This window comes from Niabella digestorum, assembly GCF_036409055.1.
In the GTDB taxonomy this organism is placed as follows: Bacteria; Bacteroidota; Bacteroidia; order Chitinophagales; family Chitinophagaceae; genus Niabella; species Niabella composti.
In genome coordinates this window covers 410,554-432,273 of record NZ_JAZGLY010000003.1, presented here as the reverse complement: position 1 = coordinate 432,273, position 21,720 = coordinate 410,554, and the positions used below count along the sequence as shown (strand labels likewise).

The window sequence follows — 21,720 nt, the reverse complement described above, 5'->3', positions numbered from 1 at the left end:
TATAGTATCGCAGAAGCTGAGCCCATCTATCTCTGGCATCATAATATCTGTGATAATAAGATGTCCATTTTCTTTATCAAGTTCGTTTATGGCTGCTTTAGCATTTTGGGCGCATATGGAATTGTATTGTGTATTAAAGCCATCTGATAAAACGAATAGTAAATCTTCGTTATCGTCTACAATCAGAATCTTTGTTAGTTTGTTGTCCGTACAGATAAGTATTATGTAAATGTTAGCATTATTGAACTGTAGGAAGAGTGAGAATAAAGGTGTTGGGATTATATTTTATTAACCCTTTGATGCTTCCTAAATAGTGCCTTCGTCATCTTTAAAGATGGATTGGTAATTAAACTGATTATTTAAGAGACCGCTTTGTTGTGTAAATATCTTCATTTTACGATTGTGATACTCCATGCGAACCAGTCCATGTGAGGTAGTGATCCCGTAATTTGGGTGATTATCCTGAGCAATGTTGTAAATAATAATCCTGGGCAATTCATTCTTAGTTGTATAATGTTTTGTATCCAGATTGTTAAAATTGACACTGTAAGGGCTATCTGTTGTTTATATCCATAAAGTGTTATTCCTATCTTCCATCAAGTAGACAATACGCGTTGCGTTCAAAACGTTCATATTATTTATATGGATTTTGAGTGAGCCCATTTTAATATCTTCTCAATAAATAAGCTTCTGTATAGTGTTCCAATCCAAATGTTGTTTATACGGGTCTAAATAATTGCAGAATGAAAGCAATTGGGAGGGGAATCCTTTAGTGCTTGAAAATATTTGTTTTTATATTAAACTCAAAAATACCTTCTTCGGTACAAATCAAAATACGATTATCGAATGTTTGTACAATATTTCTGTAAATATTTTTCTGACCACGTTTTTGGGCATATAATAGTTTGTGTACTGATATTTTTCGTATCAAACATTAAGGCTCCTTCTATAGAAGTTTTGATTATCACTGTATCGGTGGTATGGTTTCAATGCTATTTTGTTAGACTGCGAGATGCTGTGGATGTGTAAGGTGTCATGTCTAAAGTTGCCCATTTCTTCGTTTGCGAAGTCTATTCAGATAGCAGAAGAAGATTAGCATGTGATCATTGATGACGATATGTATTAATACTTTCCCGAAATTTGTTATAAATAGGCGTAGTTTTGGTACAAATTGAATATTCTCTTTAATAAAGCCCAGTTGTTTTACGTTTCATGGAACAGGTATGTATTTCCTTGTAAATGCAATCTTATTTGACAGAACAATAATTTTTTGTCCGCTGCAAATAAGACTGGAGTTAGAACTAAATTTTAAATATTAATTAATATGATTAGGTATTGTGTATTATTATTAGGTTTTTGGCTTGCCTCTTTATTTACCATTGATGCTCAGATACGTAAGGCCCCGGCATATCCGCTAATTACACACGACCCGTACTTTAGCGTCTGGTCATTTACTGATGATGTTACTGCATCTACAACAAGACACTGGACGGGGACGGAGCATTCGCTTACAGGGTTTATTAAAGTGGATAATAAAATATACAGATTTTTAGGAGATGTAGAGCGTATGTACGACGTAGTACTACCTGCTACAGAAGATAATGATTACACTGTAAAGTATACAGAGCAAAAGCCCACTGACGATTGGAACCATATTCAGTACGATGATAAAAACTGGAAAGAAGGGCTAGCGCCGTTTGGTGATGATAAAGGAGTGGTCAAAACTTTCTGGAAATCCAATGATTTATGGGTAAGACGATCATTTACGTTGACCGATAATAAAATGGATGATCTTTATCTCAAGCTGAATCATGACGATAATATAATTGTGTATTTGAATGGTGTTGAAATATACAACACTGTGGGATGGGTGCACAAGTTTATTTATATCCCTATTAGAAACGCCTCATCTATTCTTAAAAAAGGGAAAAATGTGTTAGCCGTTCATATTAAAAATACAGCAGGTGGACAACATCTGGATTTTGGATTGGTAAAAGAAAGGAAGTTCGATGTGTCAAAAGATTTATTAGTTGCCAAGCAGCAAAATGTTGAAGTAAAAGCCACCCAGACTACCTATGATTTTAGCTGTGGACCTGTAGATTTGAATGTGACTTTTACTTCTCCTTTGATTCTTACGGATATTGATTTAATGGCTCGCCCCGTTTCATATGTGACTTTTACTGCTACTTCCAAAGATGGAAAGCAAAGAGACGTTGAGATTTTGTTCAATGCTTCCACAAATTTAGCAGTAAATACACCTTCGCAAGAAGTAATAGCCAGTAGGTATAACTCCAGTAATCTTTCTGTCCTAAAAGCAGGTACTACTGCTCAACCTGTATTGGAAAAGAAGGGAGATGATCTCCGTATCGATTGGGGGTATTTGCATATCGCTACGTCAAAAAATGCAGCGTCAAAGCAGTTTATTGTTGCTTCTGGTGAAGAAGCTTTGAAGGTGTTAAATAAAAAGATTAAAGCCCCTGAAATATCTCATCGCAAAGGAAAACAAATGGTTTTAAGTACCATATTAAAATTAAATACAACCCAATCTGCTAGCAGTAAGGTTTTGGTAGCATATGATGATATATGGTCTATTCAATTCTTTGGACAAAACTTGAGACCATGGTGGAACCGCAACAATAACTCAACCATTGAACAACAATTGCAAGCTGCTTACCAGGATTATGAATCCGTTTTGGCTAGTTGTAAAAAGCTGAATGAGACAATTTATGGAGATGCTTTACGAGCTGGAGGTGAAGAGTATGCACGACTTTGTGAAATTAGCTACAGGCAGGTAATGGCTGCTCATAAGTTGGTACAGAGCCCACAGGGAGAACTTTTGTGGTTGTCTAAAGAAAACTACAGCAACGGCTGTATCAATACGGTGGATCTTACTTACCCATCAGCTCCGTTATTTTTAGTATACAATCCTGAACTGCAAAAGGGAATGATGAATGGGATTTTTTATTACAGTGAGAGTGGCAAATGGAAAAAGCCCTTTGCCGCACATGATATTGGTACTTATCCTTTAGCTAACGGACAAGTATATGGTGAGGATATGCCGGTCGAGGAATCAGGTAATATGGTGATTCTAGCGGCTGCTATTGCTAAAGTGGAAGGGAATGCAGCATATGCTAAAAAACATTGGGAAACCTTAACTACTTGGACTAATTATCTTGTTGAGTCAGGGTTTGACCCGGCGAATCAGTTATGTACTGATGATTTTGCTGGACATTTAGCACGGAATGCCAATCTTTCATTAAAAGCCATTATGGGTATAGCAAGCTATGCAATGCTGGCAAAGATGCAGGGCATGCAGGATGTGTATGAAAAGTATCACAATATCGCTTTGAAGATGGTCCCTGAGTGGATACGTCTGGCCGATGATGGTGATCATTATACACTGGCATTTGAAAAGAAAGGCACCTGGAGCCAGAAATATAACCTTGTTTGGGACAGGGTGTTAGGTTTTAATATATTCCCTAAAGAAGTAGCACAAAAAGAAATAAAATATTATCTACGTCAACAGCAGCAATACGGTCTTCCACTGGATAGTCGTAAAACTTACACCAAAAGCGATTGGATTCTATGGACAGCTTGTTTAACAGGAAATGATGAGGATTTTCGTGCATTAATGCTACCAGTTTATAAATACGCATTGGAAACACCAACCCGTGTTCCTCTTAGCGATTGGTATGAAACTACAAATGGTCAGAAAGTAGGATTTCAAGCTCGTAGTGTTATAGGTGGACATTGGATGAAAGTTCTGGACGCTAAACTGAAAAAATAGTGCATACTTTATTTATAATAGTTTCCTGATGCTATGAAATATAAAAGCCCGCAAATGCGGGCTTTTATATTGTTAGTGCTGACCTTTATTCAATAGTGATGCGCATCCCCTCGCTATGAGCAGTGAACTCGGGCGCATACATACATTGAATACTGGTAATACCGTTGCTGAAGTTGCCAGTAACACTTGCATGTAAGCTATACTCAAATACATATGTACCCTTGGGAAGATAGTCGAAGAAGAAATGGGTGCCAGCGTCTTTTGTGGTTTCATAATAGTCTAGCCCACCTTGCCATTTGTATTGGCTTAAAACGTTTACGGGTTCCAGTGCTGAGGCTCTCATGTCTTTCATGTGTACGAACTCCATATCTCGATCTACTTTCAGCTCTATACGCACTTTGATTTTATCGCCTACTTTTATTTTGTCCTCTACCGTAATAGGCATTAATACAGGCCCTCGCTCTGTATTTCTTTCAATAAACAGCTTCTTATTGAGCTGTAGGGGGGTGGCCGCGGTGGTAATTTTGTCAAGATCTTCAAAGTACTGCCAATACACACTTCCCCAGGTTGGTAAGGAGGCATTAGATGGAGTTTGCTCCACGTTTACGGTTATATTGCCCATATCCGGTCTTACCTTATAACCTTCTATTACTTTTTGGAAATAACCTGTACCGGCTTCACTTTCTGTATTATCAAATGTAGTATTTCCGAGTGCAACACTTACTTGTGGTGTTATACTTGTCCAGTCAGAGCCACGCAGTAAAAGTGCATACACTGCCTCGGCAGTGGCTTTTGTGCTTTCCCATTTGTTCGTTTGTTTATTCTTCAATAACCATGTTCTTAAATCATCGGCAGTTTTACTGTCTTTGGTGATTTCTTCAAATGCTTCTATAATCAATGATTGTGTTTCAATGGGTGCTTCATACCACCACCAGCTTCTGTATGTATTTTTATAATACATACCTAGCTCTTCATGTCGTATTGCCGTTTCATCTAAAGATTTTAAAATAGCTTTAGGTGTAATCTGATCATTATTTCTATGCAATGCCAGAGCAATCATTGCCTGCATATACTTATTTTGTTTTGTCCAAGTCTTTTGAGCTCGTTCAATAAGGTATTTTACAACCGGCTCGGTAGCTGTCGGGATTTTGTTTTGCGGGAAGAAACTACGCATGTAGAGATAGTGAATGAAGATATAAGAAGGAGTATATCTCTCGAGGTTTATTTTGCTTTCTTTGAGCATGTCATACTCCCGTTTAATTCGTGCATCTACATAGGGTAAAGCTTTTTGTAAAATACGATTCAGATTGGCTTCCTGCACGCCACTTACTGCTTTTAATTTTTTAAGATGCCCGATTCCAGTCAAGATATACTGCGTGATATAAAGATTATCTAATCCGCCTTTAAACCAAGCGAAACCTCCATTGGGTGTTTGTAGTTCTTTTAACTTTTCATATGTCTTGTGTAGTGCTGCGTTCATTTTTATCAAATCGAAGAGCAGCGCTATATTTTTCTTTTGTTGAGATTCGTTTTTAGCAGCCAGTACCCATGGCGTTTCTTCCAGTAATATCGATTTTAATGTTTCATTTTTGTGAAGATTACTTAACAGGGCACTGCTATCCTGTGTCTGCCAATGTTCAAATATTTCTTTGATTTTAGGTATTTGATCTACGATGTGATGTGCTAGTGCATTAGCGAAATAACGATTCCAAGTTTGCTCGGAGCATTCGTAAGGATATTCCATCATATAAGGAAGTGCCTGCACAGCATACCATACCGGATTGGATGTATATTCAATTGTGAGAGATTGAGTAGTTAAAGTTTCGCTATTGCTGCTATTTATTAATTTATCGAACTTAAAGGTTCTCGAACCATTACCTCTCATATGGAGAGGCATAGCTTCTGTTACTAACATGCGGTTTGTTAGAACTGGAAGTATATTCTCTTCTCCATCACTCAAATTCTGTCCCTGGGCATTTACCGAATCTGTTTTAGCGATAATTCTCCAGGCGATTGCTTTATTAAAGTGATAGGGCACTTCGATAGGGAATTGTATAGCCTGACTTTCTCCTGCACCGAGGGTAAAGTATTGTTGCGGAATAACATTTTTAAACCAACCATCGACAGTGTCGTAGGTTTCCGCATCAAATAACTGTAAAGAGGCAATGCCGGTAATTTCTTTATCAGAAAGATTTACCACTTTAGCGCTAAAATGTAGTTTATCTCCTTCTCTTAAAAATCTGGGTGGATTGGGTTGTACCATTAAATCTTTTTGTGTGATGATTTCGTGGGTGCTATATCCAAAAGCCAGATCCTTGGTGTGCGCAAGTGCTTGAAATTTCCACTTTGTAAGCGCTTCAGGAATGGTGAAGGTGAAGCTGATATTATCGTCCTTGTCTGTCTTCAGTTTGGGGAAGAAAAAGGCGGTTTCATTAAAGTTGGTACGTATTTGTATATTGTCGTTCTTGAGATGATCACTTTGTTGAGTATCGGGTAGCGGTGCTATTACTTCTTCATTTTTTACTGTCGGGGCTTCACTCATATTTACAAATCCTTCGGCATTGCTGTCTACTGCTTTCGCCATGGCAAGACCAGATACTCTACCAGATAATACATGATCAATGGTATTCTCGTATAAAATATTACTTGTAGATATGAATATAAATCTGTCGTACTCTTTTTTAAAGCTTTCTATTGATGTGGAATAGCTTCCTTTTTCATAAGCATCTACTTTTTTAAAATTTGAATATGCTGTCCAGTCAGTTCGGTTGTAATAGTTGTTCCATATGTATGGAACTTTCCAATGGTGAGGGTAGAACTGGTCTAAAGATGCGTCATACATACTTGCCATTACTTCTGCCAGTACTTTCTCCTTTTTATTGCCTGATATTTTGATAGTCCATTGTTCTTCGGATCCCGGTAGTGTTTTATCTCGGAATGTACTGTATTCAACTTTTAATTCTTTGTTAGACCAAGGAACAACTATTGTATGTTGCTTTTTGAAGAGTCTGTTATGCCTTACAAATACAAAGTTGACACCATAGCCACCTCGATCGTTTTCGGTTGCAGCAAACACAAATGTTTTATTTCCGTTGTTGAGTTTGTGGTAATCAAATTGACTGTCTTCTTTTTGAATGTGTTTGATTAAAAAGATATCATTTGCAGCTGTGGTGAATTCGATATTTGCTTTTTCTCCAGGTTCTATTGTGCGTGGTGTAGATGTTTCTATATAGCTTAGAGCGTTTGAGTGTTGCTGTTTGCCATAGATTTCTATGTAACGAACATCTTTAATCTCGTTGCCATCACTATCTTGAGTGGTTACCTGTAGTGCGTATCGTCCTGGTTGTATTGCTTTTGTTGAGTGCAGTGTGAATATACCTGAATCTTCTGTCATGCCCGATTGCTGTAGTACCACTGCGCCTCTTTTCCAAGAATTTGGATCGTCTTCATTGTCATAAATGTCATTTGGAAAATTGTGTACATAAGTAGCCTTGTCGATTGCGAACTGATCAGGTTTTTCCCAGTAACGTGGGCGTAATAATCGTTGTTCGGGTATCAACTCCGTAATAGTTACTTGAATATTGGTTGGGACGAAATTGCCCGCCATATTTTCTGTACGGATGTGCAAAGTTTTCAGACTATCTATGTGTACTTTTTCATCGATGGTTGTTTTCAGTAATATAGATTTGTACCCAGCTGATACATATTGGCTACCGCTTCGGGTTTCACCATTGATATCGGTAACATCCACATAGATTTTATAATGAAATACAGGGTCGGTTTTTTTATCCAGTTTTAAATCCGGAAGAGCTGTAAATGAAATTTGGAAGAAACCTTTATCATCTGTACTAGTTGTGCCATGAGCGATTTGTGCCGAAGCTGTTCTGGGCCAGAACCAGCTACGTAATAACCAGGGATAAGGAAAATAAACTTCTCGCACTATACGATATTTAACTTGTGCTCCACTGATATTGTTACCGGCATAAGCTTTCGCAAATCCAGTTACTTTTATTTCGTCATTTACCTTATAAGCTTCTTTAATCGCTTCAAACTCTACATAAAATTTAGGGCGCTTGTATTCTTCCACTCGGAAGGAAACGTTGCCATAATTTTTTTTAGTGCGAATGCTGAATAGCCCATTCAACCCGCTTGCGGGTAGTGTAAATTGCCCGCTAAAAGTACCATATTCATTTGTGGTAAGCTGAAGTGTGCTTACTTTCTGCCCATTTGCACTGTAAAGTATGATGGAGTCTTTGTATCCTTCATATACGACCGCTTTTTTGCCATCACTTTGCTTTTTAATGACAAGTCCTTTAAAGTATACCGTTTGTCCCGGTCTGTAGATACTTCTATCGGTAAATAAAAAAATTTGGGGTTTGGTATCTGTAGTGTGGTTGTCAAAATTTGAATAGCTGTAATATGTGAAGTTGCTTTTCTCAAGAAAGAGTCTGTCATTTTCATGTTCTATTTCAAAAAGTAGCTCTTTTCTTTCATTTGGGTTTAAGTTGGATGTAAGAGTTATTGTAGCCTGTCCATCTTTATTTGTAATGTAACTACCCACTTTCTCTTTTCTTTGTTTTGATGTAGTGTAATTGTAACGCGATTGCCACAAGTGTACTTTTGCATTAGATAAGGGGTGTCCTGTATTGCGATGTAAAACGAATATGTTGTTTTCAAATGTTACATAACTGATATTAGAGATATGAGTAAGAGCGGCCGCTAGAATATTATCCTTAGTGCTGAAATTATCTTCAATTGATGCAATAATAAAGTATTCTCCTATAGGTAATGGATCAATTTTGATTTCCACCAGATGTTCTTGTAGATCGTTAGTTTTAGGTAGTTCTTGAGCCCAACTTCTGATAGGGGTTTTATGGAGAAGACTGGACCAGATGGAATCTCTGTAGCTATAATCTGCAAAATCTTTTTTCAATGCTTCATTTGCTGAAATTATGCGTAGATGAATATTCTGAATGTTTTTATATCGAATTAGCATTCTGAAGGGTAAATCCGGAATGTTGACGTTTTCCACCTCACAGCTAAGTTGTGGAGTAAGGAGTTGTTGTTTGAGGTTGTATGCATTGACCCAACCTTCACTTTTTTCTTGTTGCTTTAAAATAATAGCTGTTATTTCTCTGGCTTTTATGCGTTCGTAACGATAGGCGGTATCTTTATTGGGAGTATATTCTTTTCCTAAATCAGCATGCCATTCGGCCATTAAAAAATATGCTTGAGCTGTGGCCGGTATATTCCCAAATTTTTGGGTAATCTGTTTTAAAGCATGATAATAGAGAATATCATTTAAGTTAGCAGGGGAAGTGGTAATTGGTAATTCGGGATAAGAAGATATACTTTTAGTAATGACGTGTATGGCCCCGTTTAAGGCTTTGTTACCGTATAGTGCAACAGCTTCTTGAGGAGGAATGATTTGAACCGATTCGATCAAATCCATCGGCATATCTAGAGCGTGAACGGGTTGTCCATCTACTATATAGAATGAACGGGTATGATCTTCGGGAACTACAAAATGGGATCGTACAAATTGTAATCGTTTAAGATCTACGTCTATTAGAGCATCCGGTTTGGGATCATTTAAGTGAAAGCGTATCAATTTCTGATAAATTAGTAGCGCTACGTATTTAGGTGCAGTAGAATCGGTCGTAAGTAATTCGGTATTTGCAAAGGCGGTGGCAGGAGCAAAAGCATCAGCTTGTTTGATTTCGAATTTATTTTCTGGTTGGATGATCTCTATTTCGTCGTTTTCAAAATAATCTAATGCTTCATGAGCCAAAAGGTCAAATAGGGTGGGTCTTAAATGTCGACTGTTGCCTTTCTGGATGAGAGCATCGTACGGCTCAAGTTTTGTTTGCTGAAGTTGTTTTGAGTTTTGTAATGAAGCGAGATATAATTCAGTAATTTTTTTATGAAAATCTTCGGCACTCCATGTGGCTATGTCATCTTTTTGATATGTGGGGGTATTCGTTCTATTGTATAATTTGTATCGGATGTCTTGAAAAAATTCCCAGTAAAGCGTTGCGAGATAATTTCGAAGTATGGATGCTGCGGGTTCTGTGCTTTGGGTGATTTCATCTTCTATTTCTTTGATGCTTTTTTCCAGATTGTCTTCGCGATTCTCATCTTGTAGTTGTGTAATATACATCAGCGATTTAATCACTTGCGCATCTTGTTTTTGGGCCTTGGCTTTTTGGTATATATCTTTTACTATCTTTAAGGCAGAGATAGGGCGTCCTTCCTCTATCAATTTTTCTACATTCATCCAGTCCGTTTTGTAGTATTCAGTTTGAGCATTACTTTTCATCACGGTAAAAATTATAATGGTCAGGATTATGATGGTATGTAAAGATTTTTTCATGTTTTTCAATAAACTTTTAAGATTCCGTTTCAATTGATGCAAAAAAATTAAAACTGCATAAAAGAAAGCTTGTATTTTTATGAAATAACGTATAACTATGGTTCGCTATTTATTAAGTATAGTGCTTTTTCTTTTTTTCACTTCGTTTGGTAATGCCCAGTATTACGACTCGGTGTGTGTAGTAAATGCACCTTGGAAGGTGGAAAAACTGGGTCCTAAAGTAAAGTTATATCATTATCACTTCACTAATGGCAAATTATTTAAAGCCAATCAGCATATTAGTTTTATAGTGGCGAAGAATAAGAGGGCTTGGTATGAGTTTGCCATGGCGGCCGAACCTCGACAATTGCGTACCGTAAGTGATTTTGCTGGACAATATGAGGCGATAGGGGCTATTAATGGTAACTTTTTCGATATGAAGAATGGAGGTGCTGTGGACTTCACAAAAGTGAACGGAGATGTTATCAATACAAATAAGCCGGGTAAAAATGGAAAACCGGAGTTCCACCAAAAGGCTGCTGTGGTAATTGACGATAAAGGAAGTATCGGGATTAAAAAATGGGATGGGCTAGTAAACTGGGATGAGTGGTTGAAAGAGCCACATGTGATGTTTACCGGGCCTTTGTTACTCCTAGATAGACAAATAGAGAAACTGGACTCGAATAGTTTTAATGTAACCAGACACCCGCGTACTGCTGTTGGTATTGCGAAAAGAGGAAAAGTGATTATGCTGGTGGTGGACGGCCGTCATACTAATTCGGCGGGGATGAGTCTTTTTGAGCTCACCAAGGTGATGCGCTGGTTGGGATGTGTCAGTGCTATCAATTTAGATGGGGGAGGGTCCTCTACTTTATGGGTAAAAGGAAAAGGTGTTGTAAATTATCCCTCCGATAACAAAAAATGGGACCATGAGGGTGAAAGGAAAGTTGCTAATATCTTATATTTGAAAAAACGTAAATAATATTTATTCGCGAAAGTCAACTTCAACTAACTGCTAGAAAAAATGCCGAAGGGTAAAAATCCTCGGCATTTTTATTTGATTAATTATCAAATACAATTGTTTTGTTGTGGTATACGAGTACTTTATCCTGTAATACCAATTGCAGAGCATGTGCCAGCACCGATTTCTCTATTTCTCTTCCGAGTTTTACCATATCTCTTACCGAATGTGCGTGATTTACCGGAATTGTTTGCTGGGCAATAATGGGCCCTTCATCCAATACATTGGTGACAAAATGTGCAGTGGCCCCGATGAGTTTTACTCCACGCTCATGAGCCTGTTTGTACGGATGAGCTCCTACAAATGCCGGCAAGAATGAATGGTGAATATTGATGATTTGAGACGGGTATTGTTGTACAAACTCTGGTGAGAGGATGCGCATGAACTTGGCTAGCACGATATAGTCAAATTTGTATTGAGCAAGTGTTTGCAAAATTTCCTGTTCAAATACATGTTTTTCTTTGCCTTCATGCGTGATGTAGTGAAAAGGAATATCAAATTTTTCGGTGAGTGACTGTAAAATGTCATAGTTTCCTATGACACATTCTACTGAAGCTCCAAGTGTGTTAAAATAATTGCGCAGTAGAATATCTCCTAGGCAATGGTATTCCTTTGTTACCAGAACCGCAATTTTCTTCTTGACATAAGGGCGTATGCTGATTTCTGTATCTGCAGGTAAGCGGTTCTTAATTTGATTTTGGAGTTGTTCTAAATCGGTCTCTCCACTAACTTCCACACGAATATAAAAGCGATTTTCATCTACATGAACATACTCCTTCATGGATACGATATTTAGATTAGCGGCGGCCATGATAGCCGCAATATCTGCCACTAGTCCTACTCTGTCGCTACATTGTAATAGTATAACCATCTTACTTTATTAGCTTTAATGTTAGTTGAGGTATATTCACTCTTTAAATCTGATCAACAAAGGCTTTTAGACTTTCGAACAGCAAATCTATATCAGAATGCGGTAATGTAACATTTTTATTGGTTGTAGTTACGAAAACCGTGTACATGCCCGCATAGCGTCCAAATTTCATATCACTAAGACTATTACCTACGATAATGCATTTCTCCGGCTGAATGTCAGGAAAGTCCCGAATAGCCTGAAAAGCCATGCCCGGATTCGGTTTACGGTAAAATGCCAGGTCATCGATATCGGTACAGTAATAAATGCGCTCAATATTTCCTCCGACTTGCTTTACGCTTTGCAGCATTTTTTCATTCATGGTTATGAGATCCTCGTGTTGGATAATACCTCTGCCTACGCCACGCTGATTGGTGACAACAATAATACGTTTAAACTTGTCGGAAAGCTTTTTGAATAATGCGGGCGCCCCTTTTGTGAATACGAATTCATCGGGGGTTGTGATATAGTCTCCCGGCTTGTCTTCATTAATCACCCCGTCTCTGTCGAGAAAAAGTGTCCAGTCATCATGGATGTCTGATAAATTCAATAGAGGCCTAGCAAATTCTTGCTGTGCACGGTTATAATCTTCAGGAATACCGATATCGATAAAATAAGCATCTTGTTCTACTCCTGAGAACTTTTTATCAGTAATAAACCGCTCCAAATAATCCTTTTCAAAGGAAAATTTTGTGGGAAATAGTTTTTGTAAAAAACTTTCTTTATTAATAAGGTATACGCCTGCGTTGATCAGTCCTTGAGCGTAATATTGTTTTTCCTTAAAATGCGTAATAGTATTGTCTCCGGCCAGCGCTACCACTCCATATCTATCAAAGTGCAGCATGGGTTTTAATGCCAGCGTACATGCTGCATTGGATGTAAGATGTTGCTGCAACATTTTTGCTGCATCAAAACGGAATAGGGTATCCCCATTAACGATAAAAATGTTCTCTGTTTTTGTTTTCTGCAAAGCAAATTGAATGGCACCTCCGGTTCCCAGAGGTTCATCTTCGATAACGCATTCATAGTCCAGCGTGGGATATTCTGCTTGAAGCCAGTTCAGGATGGCCTCATGCATATATCCTAGACTAAAAATTAGTCGACTGATTCCCTGCATGCGCAGATGATTAATAACGTAGTATAGAAAAGGTCTCCCTGCTACAGGTGCCATACATTTGGGTAAATCAGGAACGGCACTTCGTAGGCGTGTACCCAAACCTCCAGCTAGAATAATGGCTTCGGTCTGTTGTAGATTCTTAACCGTAAGATGTTGCTGTTGGCTCATCAAAAACATTCCCATTGATATGTTATCCAAAAATTCTTTCTTCAACCAGCTGACAAATAATATGCCCTAGCAACATATGGCTTTCCTGTATGCGAGGGGTATCAGTAGCAGGTATATTAATGAGGTAATCACTCAGGTCTTTCATGGCACCACCTGTGCTACCTGTAAATCCTACTGTAATCATGCCTTTGGCTCGTGCTGTTTCAAAGGCTTGTACAACATTTTTAGAATTTCCGGAGGTACTGAGGCCAATTAGTACATCGCCGGGTTTCCCCAATCCCTGAATCAGCCTTGCATAAATAAGATCAAAACTGTAGTCATTTGCTACAGCTGTGAGGTAGGAGGTGTTGCAATGTAATGCTTCTGCAGGCAGTGCTTTTCTATCTTTATAAAATCTTCCGCTGAACTCTGCTGCCAAGTGTTGAGCATCTGCAGCGCTACCGCCATTGCCGCAAAAGTAAACGGTGTTGCCACTCTGAAATGCCGCTACAATAGCGTCGGTTACATTGCTTACGATTTGCAATAATGCTTCGTTTTGCAACACTTGCTGCTTTGTGAATATAGATGCCTGAATAAGTTCCTGTATCTGTTGTTTCATTAAAAATGAATTTGTATTATGATATTTGCCTGCTAAGTTAAACCGTCCAGGTTTTTAGGCCATGCTTGGTAAACTGATAATTGTGTGGTTTGCCGCCAAACTGTTCTAGTGCTTGAATGACTTTGTATTTGGTATTGCCAGGGCAATAAAAAATCATAAACCCGCCGCCCCCTGCACCACTTATTTTCCCTCCGGTCGCTCCTGCACTTTTAGCAGCATAGTAAATATCATCGATAAGCTGGTTATTTATTCCAGATGCCATTCGTCTTTTTTGTTCAAAACCGATGTCAAGAATATGGCCTATCTGTTCGAGCTGTCCTTTGAGCAATGCTTCCTTCATCAACTGAGCTTGTTCTTTTAATTGATGCATCGCTTCGATGGAGCTTTGATTTCTTTTGACTACATTTTGACTTTGCTCCTCTATAATCTTCGCCGATTCTCTACTGGTAGAGGTGTAATAAAGTAGTAAATTATTTTCTAATTCGTCCAAATAGCGTTGACGGATGCGCAAGGGGTTGACAATAACTTTGTCATCACTGTAAAACTCCATAAAGTTTACGCCTCCAAACGTTGCGGCATATTGGTCTTGGCGTCCTCCGGCTAATTGAAGGTCTTTTCTTTCGATATCATAAGCATAATGGGCGATGTCGTATTCTCCCAATGGTAGTTGTAGCATTTCTGCAAAAGCGCCCACGATTGCCACTACAAGTGTGGAAGAGGTGCCTAGGCCTGAGCCGGCTGGTGCATCTACATAGGTGCTCAGCTTGATACCTTTTTTCTCAAACGGATAGTCTTTCTGAATACGGTTGTATACGCCTTTTAATAGATCCAAATGTCCGTTTAAAGGGAGCATGGTAGCCCACTCGAATATTTCTTTTTCATCTCGGTCAAATGCTTCCAGAATTATTTTGTGTTCTTCAATCTCTTCAATGGTGGCGTAAGCATTCAAAGATATGGTGGCATTGAGAATAGCGCCTCCAAACTCATCGCAGTACGGGCTTACATCGGTACCGCCTCCGGCCAAACCAATTCTGAGAGGTGCTTTACTTCTATGTATCATACTGATATTTCAAATCGTTTAGTATATGTTTAATAAGAATATTTATACTTTGGAGATAATGGCTTCTGCTATATTCCCCCAACCGTATTTTTGTTTTTCATTTTGAAGATGAGGGATAAAATGTTTTTCTCCCAATTCATAAAACCGACGGATACCCTCTGCGATGGACTGTGGTTCCGGTTGAACGATTAATCCACATTTTTCATGAGGCACTAAGTCCGGCAATCCGCCTACATTGGTTACAACCATCGGTTTTTCGAAAAAGTATGCCAAAGGGGTTACACCGCTTTGAGTAGCATTTTTGTAGGGTTGTACCAACACATCTGCAGCACACAAATAATACTTTACTTCACTGTCTGCAATAAAGTTGGATTTTAATATTACGATATCCTGAATTTGCAATTCTTGGATTAAATCAGAGTAAGGTTTTTCATCTTCGTAAAATTCCCCGGCTATTAAAAGTTTGAGATTAGGAATTTGGTTTTTTAGTAGGGCAATGGCATTTAATAATAAATCCAGTCCCTTATATTTCCTTATAAATCCGAAGAATAAAACAATATTAGCCTCTTGGGGTAAATTTAGGTGTAGTCGGGCTGTCTCTTTAGAAATGATAGCTCCGAAATTATCATATAAAGGATGTTGCACCAATGCAGCAGGAGCTTGAGTAGTAAAAGTTCTGAGATCCTTCATTACCTTTTCACTCATGGTAATGAAGCCATCCACAGGTTTAATAAAATATTTCGTAAAGGCAGTATCGCCAGGTCTCTTTTCATGGGGTATGATATTATCGGCAATGCATACGATTTTAGCTTGGCCACTTTTTTTAGCTGATCTTAAAATAGTACCCAGTGCAGGTCCCATAAATGGCAGCCAATAACGCACCACAATAATATCGGCATTTTCTTTTTGTAACTGCCGTCCTACTTTCAGCCAGTTTAGTGGATTTATGGAGTTGATAACTGTTTTAATCGAAATGCCTTCCGGAGCCGGTTCATCCGAATATTGCGTCTTACCGGGGAATAGCAGAGACGGATATTGCAGGCTAAATGAATAAATAGTACAATCATGACCCATTGCAATAAATTCTTTTGCAAGTCGATGATTAAATGTTGCCAATCCTCCGCGTAAAGGATGCGCCGGGCCTATGATAATGATTTTAGCCATATATAGGGCAAATATAAATGATAGTTGTAAGGTATACATATCTGCTATTTTTAGTGGAAAAGATTGTGATAAAATAAGTTCTGAAGGTCGCTTCTCGTCAACTTATTAACTAATCATTTACATTTGCTGTATGAGGCGTAGTTATGAAGATACTTACAGGCACAAGGGATTAAGAAAAAAACTTGTTGAGGGTATCCGGAGCAAGGGTATTAAGGATGAAAATGTGCTCAACGCCATCAATACGGTACCTCGACATTTTTTTCTGGACTCAGCATTTGATGATGTGGCTTATGTAGACAAGGCTTTTCCTATTGGCGAAGGACAAACCATTTCTCAGCCTTATACTGTTGCGTACCAGTCGGCGTTATTGGAAGTGAAAAAAGGAGAGAAAGTATTGGAGATCGGTACGGGCAGCGCTTATCAGGCGGTGATATTGGCTGTGTTGGGCGCGATGGTATATACTATTGAGCGGCAGAAGAAGTTATATGATGAAAACAAAAAGTTTACTTATCTCAAACAATTTCCTACAATAAAGTTTTTTTATGGCGACGGCTATGAAGGCCTCAAAGCCTACGCCCCCTTCGATAAGATTATCATTACGGCCGCCGCACCGGAAATTCCTCCAAAACTTCTGGAGCAGCTGAAGGTAGGAGGGAAAATGGTTATACCTGTGGATATTGGTAACGTGCAGCAAATGCGTCGTATTACAAAACTGGAGGATGGTATCGATATCGAGTATTTTGACAACTTCTCATTTGTTCCCATGTTGCAAGGTCGAAATTCATAAATACTACCCATGAAAGGCGCGCTACGGATTTTTTTTACCGGAATGTTGGTGAGTTTTTTGGGTAGTCTACCATTGGGTACGCTCAACATTGCCGCTATGCAAATTGCCATTGCAGAGTCGGTGCGAAACGCGTTACTTTTTTCATTGGGTTCATTGACTGCAGAAATGATATATGTGCGTCTCTCGTTGGTAGCCATGGACTGGATTCGGAGGCAGGAAAAAATTTTTAAACTTTTCGACTGGCTGGCACTGCTTATTATTATAGCCCTAGCAGTAAGTAGTTTTATAGCGGCATCACATCCTCATGAAAACAGGAATGTTATCCTAAATAATAATTTACCGTCTTTCCTTTTGGGGTTAGCTATGAGTGCGGTTAATCCCATGCAAATTCCTTTTTGGTTTGGTTGGAGTACGCTATTATTTGCCAAGAAAATTCTATTGCCTGTAAAGGTTCATTATAATTTTTACACTATTGGCATCGGAATAGGTACACTATTGGGTAATTGTGTTTTTATATTTGGCGGAAGGCTGATTGCATCTAAAATTCAGAACAATCAGTCTGTTGTTAACTATGCCATTGCTGGAATCTTTGTGCTTACAGCACTAATTCAAATATGGCGGATGGTGGTAAAAAAGAAAGACTTCAGTAAACAGCTACATGAAGCTGAACAAAAAAAACAATAGCGGTTTAGCTTTCTGCCATCCATTTACTACGGTCTTCGGGACTAAATTTCCAAGGTGCAAAATTGTTTTCGATATTGCTAAACATGGCATTCCATTCCTGTGGAGCATTACTTTCTTCCATGATCAACTGACGACGTAATTGCAGAATAATGTCCAGAGGATTGATGCTAACCGGACATTCTTGTACACAAGCATTGCAGGTGGTGCAGGCACGCAACTCTTCTACGGTGATATAATTATGCAACAGGCTTTTACCATCACCGTTCCAGGCTTCGTCTTTAGATTTTTGTTGGATGATTTCTTCGGCCCGGTCGCGTGTATCCATCATAATCTTACGTGGCGAAAGCTTTTTGCCGGTAATATTGGCAGGACAAGCGGCAGTACATCTTCCGCATTCGGTACAGGAATAGGCGTCTAGAATATTTTTCCACGAAAGATCGGTTACATCTTTAGCTCCAAAACGTGTAGGTGGAGTCGCATCCGTAGGAGCCAATTCGGGCTGCATGGCATATAATACTTCCTGCTGCACCTGTGGCATATTCTCCATCTTTCCCAAAGGAGTAAGTCGCGCATAATAAGCATTGGGGAATGCCAGAATAATATGTAAATGCTTAGAATAAGGCAGATAGTTAAGAAATGCAAATATGCCGATGATATGCAGCCACCAACAAGTTCTTTCTACTCCAATAAGCTGGGAATTGCTCATGCTTTGTAATAACGGATGTAGCCATTGAGAAATTATGAAGTTGCCGGTATTGGCTTCGGTATAATGACTGATACCTCTTTGTTGCAAAAGGGTATCGCCACTGTTCATGGTGAGGAACAGCAGCATCAATATAATTTCGGTAAACAATATGTAGTTGGCATCACTACGAGGCCAGCCGTCCAGTTCTTTGCTGATGAAGCGCTGTAGTTTGATAATATTTCTTCTGATAAGAAATATTGCACAGGCAACAATAACCAGCAATGCCAGTACTTCGAAGGCATTAATCAAAAAAAGATATAAAGTCCCTAAACTGTTAGCAAATAATCTATGCGTGCCTAACAGTCCGTCTAAAATAATTTCTAGTATTTCTATATTGATAATAATAAATCCGGCGTATACCAGAAAGTGCAATACTCCCACTAGCGGGTTGCGGAACATTTTTTTCTGTCCGAAAGCCAAGAGCAGCACATTACGCCAACGTTGCGCTTTATTGTCGGCGATCTCTTCCTCAACACCAAGCTGGATAGCTTTTCTTATTTGTCGGATTTTTTTAGTGAAAAGGGTGACCGCTGTAACGACAAGCAGGAGGAATAATATTTGTTGCAGAATATGCATACAGTTTGGATTATAATTGCTAATTTACGTTATGTAAGCGAGTATTAATATTTTTGTTGATTTAAGTTAGGATTTAAATGTCCAAGGAAACATGGCTAAAGAGAAAAAATATATTTTAAGTAGCGACATTGTGAACCGGAAGTTGAGCCGGCTGGCACTGGAGATAATTGAGGGCAATATGGGGGAGAAGGAGCTTGTTTTTGTGGGAATAGAATCCACGGGTGTTATTCTTGCAAAACGGCTGCAACAACTGGTGGAGGCTCAATCTGTTTTAAAGGTAGAGCTCCTAACAACGTCGATGAATAAGCAAAAGCCGGAGGAAATTGTATTAAGCAAAGAATTGAATTTTGATAATAAAGTTATTGTTATCATTGATGATGTTACCAATACCGGCAAAACATTGCTATATGCGATGAAGCCTTTTCTAAGATTTCATCCACGTGCCATACAGACATTGGTATTAGTAGAAAGAAGCTATACCCAGTTCCCCATTAGAGCCAATTATAAAGGGTATTCCCTTGCTACTACCTTTCAGGAGCATATTACAGTAGAAGTAGAAGGCGATAATATTACGGGTGTATATCTGTCTTAATTAGTGATCTGTAGAATCTTTTTTCCACAAATTAGGTATGTCATTGGGTGCAGGAGTTCTGTGCTTGCGTGCATTGGGCATCTGTTCGCGATAAGCGGGCAAGATGCAGGGCATGTTATCCTGTTTTAGGCGTCCTACCTTTCCATATTTGTAGGTATACTTATGCGAACTGTCTAGTAAAGACGGATACTTTCGATCTGAGTGCGTATCGGGCAAAGCAGGGCGTTTCTCTCGAAGCTCATCCTGAGCATTGACGGCTGTGCTGAGTAACATTAAGGCAGCCATGAAAACAGTTTTCATAATTAATGATTTTTAGGCCGTGATGTTGTTCCCTCTTTATAGGGATGCTTGTAGGAGATAAATTACACAACGCGGGCATGGATTTTTTTTAGATTTGAGCAATAATGGTTTATCATAAAAACAATAAAAAAGCAGGGTAGGGATCCCTGCTTTTCAACGTGATATGTAAGGACTTTTATTGTCTCATTTTTTTATACATATTGATGAGTGCATTGGTGCTGCTATCATGACCTGTCACCTCTTCATCTCCCTGTAATTCGGGTAGAATTTTGTTTGCCAATTGTTTGCCTAATTCAACCCCCCATTGGTCAAAACTGAAAATATTAAAGATAATGCCTTGTACAAAGATTTTATGTTCGTAAAGCGCAATCAGTTGACCCAGTGTAAAGGGCGTGATTTTTTTAATTAGGAAAGAGTTGGTTGGTTTATTCCCTTCAAATACTTTGAATGGCGCCAATTTGGCAATAGCTTTACTGTCCAATCCTTGTTTTTTCAACTCGGCTTTTACTTCGGCCAATGTCTTACCATTCATTAAAGCTTCTGTCTGGGCAAAAAAGTTACTGAGTAGTTTGGCATGGTGGTCGCCAATGGGATTATGTGTTTGTGCCGGCGCTATGAAATCGCAAGGAATGAGTTCTGTGCCCTGATGAATGAGCTGATAAAAAGCATGTTGGCCATTAGTGCCGGGTTCTCCCCAGATGATTGGCCCTGTCTGGTAGGTAACTCTTTTGCCGTTTCTGTCTACACTCTTTCCATTACTTTCCATGTTGCCTTGTTGGAAGTAGGCCGCAAAGCGATGCAGGTATTGATCGTAAGGTAAAATCGCTTCGGACTGGGCACCCAGAAAAGTGGTGTTCCACAAGCCTACCAGTGCCATAATTACAGGGATGTTTTTTTCGAAAGATGTTTTTTTGAAATGTATATCCACATCGTGGGCACCTCTCAACAATTCCTCGAAGTTGTCATACCCGATGGTAAGCGCAATAGATAAGCCGATGGCGCTCCATAGTGAATAACGTCCGCCTACCCAATCCCAGAACTCAAACATGTTCTTGGTGTCGATACCAAATTCCTTTACGGCAGCAGCATTAGTACTGAGTGCCACAAAGTGCTTAGCAATATGTTTTTCTTCCTTTGCCTTTTTCAGGAACCATTCTCGAGCTGTATGGGCGTTGGTCATGGTTTCCTGAGTTGTAAAGGTTTTGGAAGCAACTAAAAATAGCGTGGTTTCGGGATTTACTTTTTTCAGTGTTTCTGCTATATGGGTACCATCGACGTTAGAAACGAAATAGGTTTCGATGCCCTTTATTTTGTAGGGTTTCAATGCCTCGGTTACCATCAGAGGTCCTAAATCGCTACCGCCGATTCCTATGTTGACAATGGATTTTATTTTCTTTCCGGTATACCCTACATGTTTTCCCGAGTGTACCGCCTGGCAGAAGTTTTTCATTTTTTTCAGTACGGCTTTTACTTCAGGCATTACGTCTTTGCCGTTGCTTTTGATAGGGTCTTTACCAAAATGGCGTAATGCCACATGCAATACAGAGCGATTTTCAGTTTGGTTGATTGCAGCACCACTGAACATCGCTTTAATGCCGTCGGCCACGTGGGTTTGTTCGGCTAGTGCTAAAAGGGTTTGTAGTGTTTTTGAAGTAATCAGATTTTTTGAATAATCGAAGTATATATCTCCATGTTGTAGGGAGAAAGCACGGGCGCGGTCAGGGTCTTCCGCAAAAAGCTGTCGCATATTCCAATGCCGCGCTTCTTCGGCCTGCTTGAGTAGTTGTTTCCATGCTTTTGTTTTAGTAGGATTAATTGTTGGAAGAGTCATAAATCTCGTTTTTCGGTTTAAATAAATG

15 protein-coding genes and 1 pseudogene are annotated in these 21,720 nt (G+C 39.0%); 5 read left to right on the top strand and 11 right to left on the bottom strand.

Annotated features, from left to right (window positions below):
• Positions 1 to 3: 3 nt before the first annotated feature.
• Together V2H41_RS13955 and V2H41_RS07330 are read right to left on the bottom strand one after the other, a co-directional pair.
• Positions 4 to 183: pseudogene (locus tag V2H41_RS13955) on the bottom strand (response regulator); the annotation flags it as partial.
• A 123-nt stretch (positions 184 to 306) separates the two neighbouring features.
• Complete coding sequence (locus V2H41_RS07330; protein WP_330974488.1) at positions 307 to 495, bottom strand: hypothetical protein; 189 nt, start codon at positions 493 to 495, stop codon at positions 307 to 309.
• 829 nt (positions 496 to 1,324) lie between these two features.
• Between V2H41_RS07330 and V2H41_RS07325 the strand changes: the two genes are divergently transcribed.
• Positions 1,325 to 3,787 carry a glutaminase family protein gene (locus V2H41_RS07325; RefSeq protein WP_330974487.1) on the top strand — a complete coding sequence of 821 codons (2,463 nt, stop codon included), beginning with the start codon at positions 1,325 to 1,327 and terminating at the stop codon, positions 3,785 to 3,787.
• A gap of 85 nt (positions 3,788 to 3,872) precedes the next feature.
• Here V2H41_RS07325 and V2H41_RS07320 read toward each other — a convergent pair whose 3' ends face one another.
• The gene (locus V2H41_RS07320; RefSeq protein WP_330974486.1) at positions 3,873 to 10,160 is read right to left on the bottom strand and encodes an alpha-2-macroglobulin family protein; all 6,288 of its coding nucleotides are present in this window, start codon (positions 10,158 to 10,160) and stop codon (positions 3,873 to 3,875) included.
• A 97-nt stretch (positions 10,161 to 10,257) separates the two neighbouring features.
• Here V2H41_RS07320 and V2H41_RS07315 point away from each other — a divergent pair, with 97 nt between their 5' ends.
• Positions 10,258 to 11,121 (top strand): phosphodiester glycosidase family protein, encoded by an 864-nt coding sequence (locus tag V2H41_RS07315; protein WP_330974485.1) that lies wholly within the window; start codon positions 10,258 to 10,260, stop codon positions 11,119 to 11,121.
• 79 nt (positions 11,122 to 11,200) lie between these two features.
• Here the strand turns inward: V2H41_RS07315 and purU are convergent, their stop codons facing one another.
• The 5 genes from purU to V2H41_RS07290 are packed head-to-tail and all read right to left on the bottom strand — an operon-like array spanning position 11,201 to position 16,216.
• Positions 11,201 to 12,031 (bottom strand): formyltetrahydrofolate deformylase, encoded by an 831-nt coding sequence (gene purU, locus V2H41_RS07310; protein WP_330974484.1) that lies wholly within the window; start codon positions 12,029 to 12,031, stop codon positions 11,201 to 11,203.
• A 43-nt stretch (positions 12,032 to 12,074) separates the two neighbouring features.
• Entirely contained in the window at positions 12,075 to 13,400 is a 1,326-nt protein-coding gene (locus tag V2H41_RS07305) for an HAD-IIIA family hydrolase (protein ID WP_330974483.1), read from the bottom strand.
• On the bottom strand, positions 13,378 to 13,953 hold the full coding sequence (locus V2H41_RS07300; protein WP_330974482.1) for a D-sedoheptulose-7-phosphate isomerase: 576 nt from the start codon (positions 13,951 to 13,953) through the stop codon (positions 13,378 to 13,380). Before V2H41_RS07300 ends, V2H41_RS07305 begins: the two co-directional genes overlap by 23 nt.
• Before the next feature lie 37 nt (positions 13,954 to 13,990).
• Positions 13,991 to 15,013 carry a GHMP family kinase ATP-binding protein gene (locus tag V2H41_RS07295; protein ID WP_330974481.1) on the bottom strand — a complete coding sequence of 341 codons (1,023 nt, stop codon included), beginning with the start codon at positions 15,011 to 15,013 and terminating at the stop codon, positions 13,991 to 13,993.
• Positions 15,014 to 15,055: 42 nt separating this feature from the next.
• Positions 15,056 to 16,216 carry a glycosyltransferase gene (locus V2H41_RS07290; protein WP_330974480.1) on the bottom strand — a complete coding sequence of 387 codons (1,161 nt, stop codon included), beginning with the start codon at positions 16,214 to 16,216 and terminating at the stop codon, positions 15,056 to 15,058.
• Positions 16,217 to 16,307: 91 nt separating this feature from the next.
• On the opposite strand from V2H41_RS07290, the gene V2H41_RS07285 reads away from it, so the two are divergent.
• Positions 16,308 to 16,964 (top strand): protein-L-isoaspartate(D-aspartate) O-methyltransferase, encoded by a 657-nt coding sequence (locus V2H41_RS07285; protein WP_330974479.1) that lies wholly within the window; start codon positions 16,308 to 16,310, stop codon positions 16,962 to 16,964.
• 9 nt (positions 16,965 to 16,973) lie between these two features.
• The gene (locus tag V2H41_RS07280; protein WP_330974478.1) at positions 16,974 to 17,648 is read left to right on the top strand and encodes a LysE family translocator; all 675 of its coding nucleotides are present in this window, start codon (positions 16,974 to 16,976) and stop codon (positions 17,646 to 17,648) included.
• Between the two features lie 4 nt (positions 17,649 to 17,652).
• Here V2H41_RS07280 and V2H41_RS07275 read toward each other — a convergent pair whose 3' ends face one another.
• Positions 17,653 to 18,969, bottom strand: a complete 1,317-nt coding sequence (locus V2H41_RS07275) for a (Fe-S)-binding protein (protein WP_330974477.1) — start codon at positions 18,967 to 18,969, stop codon at positions 17,653 to 17,655.
• Between the two features lie 91 nt (positions 18,970 to 19,060).
• Here V2H41_RS07275 and V2H41_RS07270 point away from each other — a divergent pair, with 91 nt between their 5' ends.
• Positions 19,061 to 19,561 carry a phosphoribosyltransferase family protein gene (locus V2H41_RS07270; protein ID WP_330974476.1) on the top strand — a complete coding sequence of 167 codons (501 nt, stop codon included), beginning with the start codon at positions 19,061 to 19,063 and terminating at the stop codon, positions 19,559 to 19,561.
• On the opposite strand, the gene V2H41_RS07265 is transcribed toward V2H41_RS07270, so the two are convergent.
• Both V2H41_RS07265 and pgi read right to left on the bottom strand, forming a co-directional pair.
• A complete protein-coding gene (locus V2H41_RS07265) occupies positions 19,562 to 19,861 on the bottom strand; it encodes a hypothetical protein (RefSeq protein ID WP_330974475.1) in 300 nt (99 codons plus the stop codon).
• A gap of 175 nt (positions 19,862 to 20,036) precedes the next feature.
• Complete coding sequence (pgi, locus tag V2H41_RS07260; RefSeq protein ID WP_330974474.1) at positions 20,037 to 21,692, bottom strand: glucose-6-phosphate isomerase; 1,656 nt, start codon at positions 21,690 to 21,692, stop codon at positions 20,037 to 20,039.
• Positions 21,693 to 21,720: the final 28 nt, after the last annotated feature.

Bases quoted from the DNA above. Each gene is read 5' to 3' on its own strand.
- V2H41_RS07325 (WP_330974487.1), top strand. From the start codon at position 1,325: ATGATTAGGTATTGTGTATTATTATTAGGTTTTTGGCTTGCCTCTTTA.
- V2H41_RS07320 (WP_330974486.1), bottom strand. From the start codon at position 10,160: ATGAAAAAATCTTTACATACCATCATAATCCTGACCATTATAATTTTT.
- V2H41_RS07315 (WP_330974485.1), top strand. From the start codon at position 10,258: ATGGTTCGCTATTTATTAAGTATAGTGCTTTTTCTTTTTTTCACTTCG.
- purU (WP_330974484.1), bottom strand. From the start codon at position 12,031: ATGGTTATACTATTACAATGTAGCGACAGAGTAGGACTAGTGGCAGAT.
- V2H41_RS07300 (WP_330974482.1), bottom strand. From the start codon at position 13,953: ATGAAACAACAGATACAGGAACTTATTCAGGCATCTATATTCACAAAG.
- V2H41_RS07295 (WP_330974481.1), bottom strand. From the start codon at position 15,013: ATGATACATAGAAGTAAAGCACCTCTCAGAATTGGTTTGGCCGGAGGC.
- V2H41_RS07290 (WP_330974480.1), bottom strand. From the start codon at position 16,216: ATGTATACCTTACAACTATCATTTATATTTGCCCTATATATGGCTAAA.
- V2H41_RS07285 (WP_330974479.1), top strand. From the start codon at position 16,308: ATGAGGCGTAGTTATGAAGATACTTACAGGCACAAGGGATTAAGAAAA.
- V2H41_RS07280 (WP_330974478.1), top strand. From the start codon at position 16,974: ATGAAAGGCGCGCTACGGATTTTTTTTACCGGAATGTTGGTGAGTTTT.
- V2H41_RS07275 (WP_330974477.1), bottom strand. From the start codon at position 18,969: ATGCATATTCTGCAACAAATATTATTCCTCCTGCTTGTCGTTACAGCG.
- V2H41_RS07270 (WP_330974476.1), top strand. From the start codon at position 19,061: ATGGCTAAAGAGAAAAAATATATTTTAAGTAGCGACATTGTGAACCGG.
- V2H41_RS07265 (WP_330974475.1), bottom strand. From the start codon at position 19,861: ATGAAAACTGTTTTCATGGCTGCCTTAATGTTACTCAGCACAGCCGTC.
- pgi (WP_330974474.1), bottom strand. From the start codon at position 21,692: ATGACTCTTCCAACAATTAATCCTACTAAAACAAAAGCATGGAAACAA.